Genomic DNA, 8,908 nt, shown 5'->3' with positions numbered 1-8,908 from the left:
CCCTCCAGGTCGATCATAAAGGTCTTAATGCTGATCATAAACCCCTTAAGGTCGATCATAAAGGTCTTAATGCTGATCATAAACCTCTCAAGGTCGATCATAAGCCTCTAAAAGCAGCGCCTAAACATCTCTGAACGGCTCATTAACCCCTGATACGTTGAAACTATTTTAACAGCAGAGAACAATTCATCTTACGCGAAAAATGAATGCCATAGCTAACTTAAATTATCCTGGAACAGAATCCCTTGATGCATTAAAATCAGAGAAAAAAAGTTATCAGCCCACAGAAGCAGGGAAGCTTAAGAAATTAAAAATTTAAGCAAATAGTAGGCTACTTCTTAAAAATTTCGGTTTCTTTTTTGCGGTCAGGGAATTTAATTAACAGAAAAATATTATTTTTAATCTCCGAAAAAAGAAAATACCAAATATAGAATTATACACCTTTTACCTGTTTGGTAATTCCTATCATTTTTGCCCGATGTTTTTTAAACTGAAAAACAAAACATTCTAGTTCATAAAAAACAAATAGAGACATAAAAAAGCCTATGCAAGTATCAAAGTTGATACGGAACCAATAAAAAGTCGAACACCAAAGATTTAATAACTGAGCTAATTTTAAGTTTAATATAAACCAATGAACACTTATTTTCACAAATCGTCAATAACCCATTGAAATTTTTAAACAAATGAAGAACAACATTTTAGCAGTACTGATATCCCTTATCTTTTTAGCGTTATGGTCGTGTTCCGATAAACCGGCCTATGAGGAAGGGAAGACCTATCATGGATTTCGCCTGGTAGAAGATCGCTTTGTAGAGGAAGTGAATGCGCATTGTCTCTATTTCGAGCATGAGCAGAGCGGTGCCAGGCTGATGAAGATTGCCGCGGATGATGCCAACAAGCTTTTTTCCATTTCGTTTAAAACAACCCCCAAGAATGATTACGGGACACCGCACATTCTTGAACATTCGGTACTGAATGGGTCTAAAAATTTCCCTGTAAAGAGTCCGTTCGATTTATTGGCCAAAGGTTCGCTCAATACCTTCTTAAATGCCATGACCGGTTCTGATTTTACCACTTATCCGGTTGCCAGTATGAATATGGCCGACTATTTCAATCTGATGCATGTGTATATGGATGCTGTTTTTAATCCTCTTTTACACAGCGACCCCAGAATATTTAAACAAGAGGGATGGCACTATGAATTGGACGATCCGGAAGGTGAGGTTGTTTATAAAGGGGTCGTGTACAACGAAATGAAGGGCGCATTCTCGAGCCCTGAAAGACAATTGGATTATCATATTTACAAGATTCTTTTTCCTGACAATACTTATGGCGTCTCATCAGGAGGTTATCCGGAATCCATCCCCGACCTTACCTATGGATATTTTAAAGCGTTTCACAAAACCTATTATCATCCATCCAATTCTTTTGTGTTGCTTTACGGTGATGCTGATTTAGATAAAGAATTGTCATTTCTGGATCGTGAATATTTTTCGCATTATCAAAAGTATGATAAGAAAATAGAAATACCTCTTCAAGCGCCGTTTGAAGCAAAGAAAGAGGCTGAAAAAAGCTACAGCATTCCGGAAGGATCAGACACCCGGGATAAAACCTACTTAAGCTATAATTTCGTTATCGGTAAAAATACCGATCAGGAATTGGTGATGGCTTTGGAAATTTTGAGTGAGGCACTGGTAAATCACCAGTCGGCACCGCTTCGATTGGCATTACAGGAAGCCGGAATAGGCAAGGATGTGGATGCTTGGGTGAATGAAGACCAACAGAATGTATTTCAAATAACGGTGCAAAATGCCAATCCTGAAGATAAAGACCGTTTCAATGAAATCGTGTTTAATACGCTTCAACAAGTGGCAGAAGAGGGATTGGATCAAGAAATGATTGATGGTATAATCAATCGAATGGAATTTATGTTGAGAGAAGGGGATTCCCCTCAAAAAGGATTGATGTATCTGTTTGCGGTGAAAAACAGTGTTTCTTTTGGCGACGACCCTTTTGCCGGTCTTGAGTTTGAAAAGCCTCTGGCCCGGGTTAAAGAAGAAATTAAAAACGGATTGCTTCAAAAAATTGTTAAGGAGCAGTTTGTCGACAATCCGCATGCCTTGTTGATGGTCTTAAAGCCAGAACCGGGATTGGAAAATAAAATGGCCGAAAAAACCAAACAAAAACTTGCTGAATACAAAGCATCACTTAGTGAAGATGAACTGAATCAATTGATAGAGGAAACAAAAGCGCTGAAAGAATACCAACAGGAAGATGATGACCCTGAGGCAGTGGCATCCATCCCCATGCTGTCGCTCGCGGATATCAGCAAAGATGTGCAATGGTACGAAGTGGCCGAGAAAAACATCAGTGATATTCCCGTATTGCATTATCAGGATTTTACCAACAATATTATTTATACCACCCTGTTTTTTGACCTTCGTACGCTTCCGCAAGAGCTCATACCCTATGGCCGACTGCTGACAGAAGTCCTTGGAAAAATGAATACTGAAAACTATTCCTACGGGGATCTGGACAATGCCTTGAATATCCATACCGGAGGATTCAATACTTTTCTAAACAGTTATTTGGAGCATCGTTCCGATGATAAACTGGTGGCCAAATTGGGCATCTCCGCCAAAGCAACTGTCAACAAGGCTGATAAGTTGTTTGAGTTGGTGGATGAGATCATTCATCGTTCTAAACTCAATGAAAAAGAAAGGCTGAAGGAAGTGCTGATACGTCATCAATCTCAGACAGAATCGCAAGCCAAAAATTATGGTATAGGATATGCCATTAACCGTTTAAATTCTTATTATTCCAATCGCGGAATGTTTAATGAACTCATAAATGGGTTAAGTTATTACGATTTCATTACAGATATCACCCGTAATTTTGATTCCAAGAGTGATGAGGTGATTAATAATTTGCAAAAAACAGTGGACCTCCTTTTCCAAAAGCAAAATTTAATGGTTGGGATGACCTGTTCAGATAAAAACTATAATGATATTCAGGAGGCAGTTGCCCATTTTGTTGGACAACTTTCCGACAACGAGGTCGGCATCAACCAATGGTCTTTTAATTTTGAACCTAAAAATGAAGGGCTGACTTCTTCTTCAATGGTTCAATATGTTGTTAAGGGCAATGATTTTAAAAAGCTAGGGTACGAATGGGATGGAAAAATGAGGGTTCTCAATCAAATATTGTCGCGTGAGTACCTTCAGACTAAAATTCGCGTTTTGGGTGGAGCCTACGGCGGTTGGGCCTCTATATCACCTTCCGGAAATATCTATTTTGCGTCGTATCGAGATCCCAATTTGTCAGAAACACTTGAGAATTACGATGCAGCCGTAGATTTTGTAAATAGCTTTGAAGCCGATTCCACAGAGATGACCCGATTCATTATCGGTACCATTGCCAATATTGATGGTCCCACTACTCCGTCGATTCGGGGGAATATGGCGTTTTACAACTATTTTTCAAAAGATTCCAAAGCAGAAATTTTAGCTGAGCGTAATGCTATTCTTAGTACCACACCGGAAGACATTCGCTCTTTTGCAAAAATGATCGCCGACGTTATGGAACAAAACACATGGTGTGTTTATGGCAATGATCAAAAAATCAATGGGAATAAGGAACTGTTTAAATCTACCAGATCTGTGGTGAAATAAACAGGAAGCATAGGCCCCATTCTGAATTAATTCCCCCTGTCCGATTTCTTTGGACAGGGGTTTTTTAGTTGTGGTTTTAGGGCAGAACGCATGGACCCGGGGCAGGGTGAAAATCTGAAAGGGTAGATGGATGACAAGTGGAAATATGGATGCGACGCATCGCGAGATGGACAGTATTCACTGTGCCTCATTATTTTAAACTGTTTAGTCTCCGCTCCACCTTTTCACGTCCCCACGCTTTCACCGTTTTCTTAATATTCCAAAACTGCTATTTCTTTTTATCCAGCGCTTCCAGACGTTTTAACAGGGGTGGATGCGAATAGTTAAAAAAGACATACCAAGGGTGCGGTGTCGGGTTGCTCAGGGCATTGGCCGAAATTTTTTTGAGTGCCGTCTGCAAAGCTCTGGCATCCGCGTGCTCTCCTGCAAAGGCATCGGCCTGAAATTCATTGCGTCGCGACAGGATGTTCATGCCCAATCCCAGTATTTCACTCACCGGACTGTATAAGATACCAAAGCCTATAAGACCAATATGGAAGAGAGGTTGTTCTACCCCTAAGGCCTGTGACAAGGCAGGCTCATTGACAAACCACCCCAGCAAAAACATTGTAAGCCCGGTTTGTAATATGCTGATTAAAGTGCCCCAAATGATATGTTTTAACCGATAGTGTCCAATTTCATGAGCCAGTACGGCGACAATCTCGTCGGTTTGCAGGTCATTGATCAAGGTATCGAACAGGACAATTCGTTTATTTTTTCCAAAACCGCTGAAAAAGGCATTGGCCTTAGTCGAACGTTTGGAACCGTCCATCACATAGATATTGTCCAGCGCAAAACCCGCTTTACGGCTCATTGCTTCTATGGCCTTTCGCAGAGGGCCCTCTTCCAACGGGGTTTGTTTATTAAATAAAGGCAAAATGAGAGTTGTATAAAACTTACTGAAGAAAATCATAAAGAGGGAAAGCCCTACCCAGGCATAGAGCCAAAACCATTTACCGGCAAATTGGTAAAACCAGATTATCAGGCTCAGCAGCACACCGCCGATCACAGCGCCCAGTACCAACCCTTTGATTTGGTCCAAAATAAACGTTCGTGACGTGGTTTTATTAAAGCCAAATTGCTCTTCAATGACAAAGGTCTGATAAATGCCAAACGGCAATCCGATGAAAAAGGAAGCCAACCCCATGATGCCAAAAAATAGCAACGGGCGCCAAAGCCAATGGTCGGTGAGTTGAAGTACCAGATTATCGACCCAAGCAAAGCCATGAAACCATAAAAAAAACAACAATACCACCAGACTAAAGGTGGAGGATATCTTCCCAAATCGATGGTTTACCCGTCGATATTGTTTTTGCTGTTCAAATTTCTCTTGGGGATAAACATCGGCCAGTCGATCGGGAACACTGTGTGCCCAACTGCGGCGGTTTAATTCTTCCAGTATCCATCCCCAAATGGCATCGGCCAGTAATATGAAAATGATGATGTAGAATAACGTGGTATGCATTGTTTTTATGAATTAGTTTCTTGATGTGAATATTTGTGCCCTTATGGTCCGATGAATGGTCATTGTGCGGACCAAAATATTAAAGAGTGCAAACTTAATTTATTGGAAAATGATAACCAAGAGATATATAAATGGTGGAGGAGGGGAGGTTGATTAAAATACCTTAGTCGTTATTATCCTGTTTGAGAAGTTACGGTACGGATGGAATTGAGGGAGAATGGGGTGGGAGCTTTGAATTAGGACTTTAGAGGAGTCTGGGCCTATAATAGAAGAGAGTCACGAATTGTTGTAACTAATAAAAAAAAGAATCTCAAAAATGCAGTGCCGCAGAGTGTTATATAGTTTTGATTCTTGTTGATTGGAAAACCATAAAAATTAAAGACTATTAATTTTCTCTGCGACGCCGCAATTTTGAGATGTAAAACTAAAAGTTTTAAGATGGACGGTATGGCACGTTTTTATTTTTCGACACCAAATACCATAACTGTCTTTGTATTATAATTTTCCCCCGGATTGAGAATGGTTGAAGGAAAGTTGTCATGGTTGGGTGAATCCGGAAAATGTTGTGTCTCCAGGCAAAGAGCTGAGTATTGGCTAAAGACAAAATCGCCGGACTGGATAGAGCCATCCAGGAAATTACCGGAATAGAATTGTAATCCGGGTTCTTCTGTATAGATCTCCATGAATCGACCGGATTGGGGGTCAACCAGACGCGCTGCGAAATTTAAACCTTCGTTTTCACTATTGTTTAGAACAAAATTATGGTCATATCCTCCGGATACTTGATCAATGCGTGCCCCGATTTCATAGGGTATTGTGAAATCGAAAGGGGTATCGCTGACCGGCTTAATTTCCCCTGTGGGAATCAATGTTGAATCTACCGGGGTATAATGGTCAGCATTTATGGTCAGTATATGATCCAGAATGAGGCCTTCACCGCCAAGATTGTAAAAGGCGTGGTTGGTGAGATTCACCGGTGTGGATTTATCCGATTTTGCCGAGTATTCGATAAACAGGCTGTCGGCTTTAAGGGTATAAATCACTGTAACCTTCAAATTTCCGGGATAGCCTTCTTCGCCGTCTTTGCTAAAATAACTGAGCTTAAGGGCTGGCGCCACCGGATCGTGAATGGGTTCGGCATCCCATAGTTTCTGATCGAAGCCATTGGTGCCCCCATGTAAATGGTTCACTCCGTCGTTTGTTGAAAGTTGGTATGTGCTGTCGTTGAGCGTAAATTGCCCTTTAGCAATTCTGTTCCCGTAGCGACCAATTAGCGCGCCAAAGAAATTTCTTCCTTTCAGATAAGGATCAATGGAGTCGAATCCTAACACAACATTTTTTTTGATGCCATTTTTGTCCGGTGTTTTGATCGAAGTAATGACTCCTCCAAAATCCGTAATTTTAACTTCCAAGCCGGTTGTGCTGGTGAGCTTGTAAAGGTTTACCGGTTCACCATTGGGCAGATTTCCCCATTTGTTTTGTTCTATGCCGGGTTTTAATGGCGCCTCGCAACTAAAGAACCCTAAGGTGAGGATGAATCCGGCTGAGATTAACAGCTGTTTTTTCTTCATAATGTAAGTTAATTTTATGTCCCACTTAATTGTACATTTTGAAAACCGAATTTTCCTGTGAAAAAGAATGTACAATGCGCAACAGGACCAGATTTGTGTTTTTATGAGTATGAATTACTTTTCAAAACACTAATTTATCTTTTTTCCCCAAAAAGAGAACCCATTTTCGGAAATTCCTGAAAAAAGAATCGTGTAATTTTTATTTTCCCAATCCCAGCCTTTAAAAACGACATGGGGGTAATTGTTGATATACAATAGGTTGTTTTTGATTTTCCACGATTTTGAGAAGTGTGAATTGGTCGAACCATTGGCCAGGAACTGAACAGTGTCCGCCACGTTGAAGGCTTTTGATGTGTATTTCCAACCACCGGGAGGGATTTGTCCTTGCCAGAGTTCAGACAAGGGAGCTTTTTCCTCCATCTGAATAATTTCCCATTGTCCGGGGATATCGCGTGCGGTTATTTGGCTTTTTTTTACGCCTGCATATCTTTCGGGTGAGACCACAGGCCATCCGTCAGGAAGCCAGAATAATTCTCTAACGTGCAGTAACATCATCAGATTGGAGGGGGCAAGTCTTCCCTGATGAACCATATAGTATTTTCCGTCGTCATTAAGAATGCCGCAATGTCCGTTTCCCGACCATCCCTTATGATTTCCGAATTGGTAGCTATGAGTAAGTACAGGGAAATTGTCTGTGGTATCTTTCATGTCATTACCAAAGTAGTCATAAAACGGTCCCTGAGGCTGATCGGCTCTGCCTACACGGACATTGTAATAAGTGAATAAAGCGTCATAAGAGACAAAAAGATAATATTTTTCCTGTTTTGGATTGTAAATTATTTCGGGGGCCTCGAGGTTGTGAGTTTTCAGGTTGGCTCGTGAAGCAACCAGATGACCGTGGTCTTCTTTTTTCATAGTGAATCCGGTTTGGGGATCCAATTCGACACAATAGAGGCCGCCAAAGTAGGATCCATAATGCATCCACATTCTTCCATTTTTTACATCCGTGATTACAGATGGATCGATGGCATTCATTTTATTAACCGGAATGGTTTTTACTACACACCCTTTGTTTTTCCATGGTCCAAGGGGATGTGTTGAGGTTGCCAGACCAATGAATGAAGAGTTGGTGCCAAAAGCAGAGACCGAATAGTACATTCTGAATTCATGGCCTACCTTCTTGACATGAGGGGCCCACATATTTGTGGCCCCTTTTCCGTGGTTGTTATTGCGGACATGCATTACGGCCTCTTTAGGTATTTCTGTAAGTGCCCAACCTTCGAATTTCCAATTAATTAAGTCGTGTGAACTTCTTATTTGAATATTGCCGGGTTGGATGGTGTCATCGTTGAATTTTACTCCCATGGGTTTGAAAATGGCATCAGTGGAGTACATATAATAAGTATCGCCACTTTTAATAATGGAAGGATCATGCACATTATAAGTCCCCCACATATGTCTATGGCTTAATGAGGTGTATTGTGAATAATCATCGTTATAGGGATTTTGCCCAGAGGCGAGGGATTTTTTATTGGGTTTTGTGTCCGAAATGCATCCCGACATTAACGCAATGATAATTAGAGGGAAGGTTGAATTAATAAAAGATGATAGTTTCATGAGCATTAGATTTAACGGCACTAATTTTTTCTATAAAAAGGTTAGGTTGATGTTCAAATGAAATGAACCTGGCATGAAGGTTATTCTAAATGTTAATTTGTCTGAGTAGGTAGAAGCGTTTTTCAATCGATTAATGTTTTATAATTTTTTACACAAAAATGAATATGACTTTTTTTTGAATGTTCTTGTTTTCATGAACATAGGGAGGTTATACATATTATGTCATTATTCGTTGGTCAAGAATGAAACGAGCATGACAATGTGAGATGGTCACAACAAGAATATGCATAAACTAATGGTCATGCGAGTTCCATCCGACCAATGGATGAACCAATTTTTATCCTGATGAAATGAAAGGATTAGGTTCCCCTTTATTCTCTGCCTCATGATTAAACAAAAATATGGTATCCAATCAGGTGAAGAGAGGATTTTTGGTTTTGATAGGGCGACGCTTGTTGATTTTATGTGGTAACTGTGGAAAATATTGTGTGGTTTTTTTTTCTTTGCAAAGTGTTTTTAAAGTGAATTGTACTTTTATTACG

General features: G+C 40.3%; 4 protein-coding genes. 1 reads left to right on the top strand and 3 read right to left on the bottom strand.

What is annotated here, in order from left to right; translation table 11 throughout:
- Window positions 1–686 precede the first annotated feature (686 nt).
- Entirely contained in the window at window positions 687–3,674 is a 2,988-nt protein-coding gene (locus ACT29H_RS15800) for an insulinase family protein (protein ID WP_444822624.1), read from the top strand.
- A gap of 268 nt (window positions 3,675–3,942) precedes the next feature.
- Here the strand turns inward: ACT29H_RS15800 and ACT29H_RS15795 are convergent, their stop codons facing one another.
- From ACT29H_RS15795 to ACT29H_RS15785, 3 genes are all read right to left on the bottom strand, one after another.
- The gene (locus ACT29H_RS15795) at window positions 3,943–5,178 is read right to left on the bottom strand and encodes a M48 family metallopeptidase (RefSeq protein ID WP_444822623.1); all 1,236 of its coding nucleotides are present in this window, start codon (window positions 5,176–5,178) and stop codon (window positions 3,943–3,945) included.
- A gap of 458 nt (window positions 5,179–5,636) precedes the next feature.
- Window positions 5,637–6,749 (bottom strand): aldose epimerase family protein, encoded by a 1,113-nt coding sequence (locus ACT29H_RS15790; protein WP_444822622.1) that lies wholly within the window; start codon window positions 6,747–6,749, stop codon window positions 5,637–5,639.
- A gap of 129 nt (window positions 6,750–6,878) precedes the next feature.
- Window positions 6,879–8,366: an arabinan endo-1,5-alpha-L-arabinosidase gene (locus ACT29H_RS15785; RefSeq protein WP_444822621.1), complete on the bottom strand. Its 1,488-nt coding sequence runs from the start codon at window positions 8,364–8,366 to the stop codon at window positions 6,879–6,881.
- Window positions 8,367–8,908 lie beyond the last annotated feature (542 nt).

It is taken from the genome of Thermophagus sp. OGC60D27 (genome assembly GCF_052400625.1).
GTDB lineage: Bacteria > Bacteroidota > Bacteroidia > Bacteroidales > Marinilabiliaceae > Thermophagus.
Note: the sequence above shows the minus strand (reverse complement) of the source record. Positions and strands in the feature narration are given on the sequence as shown.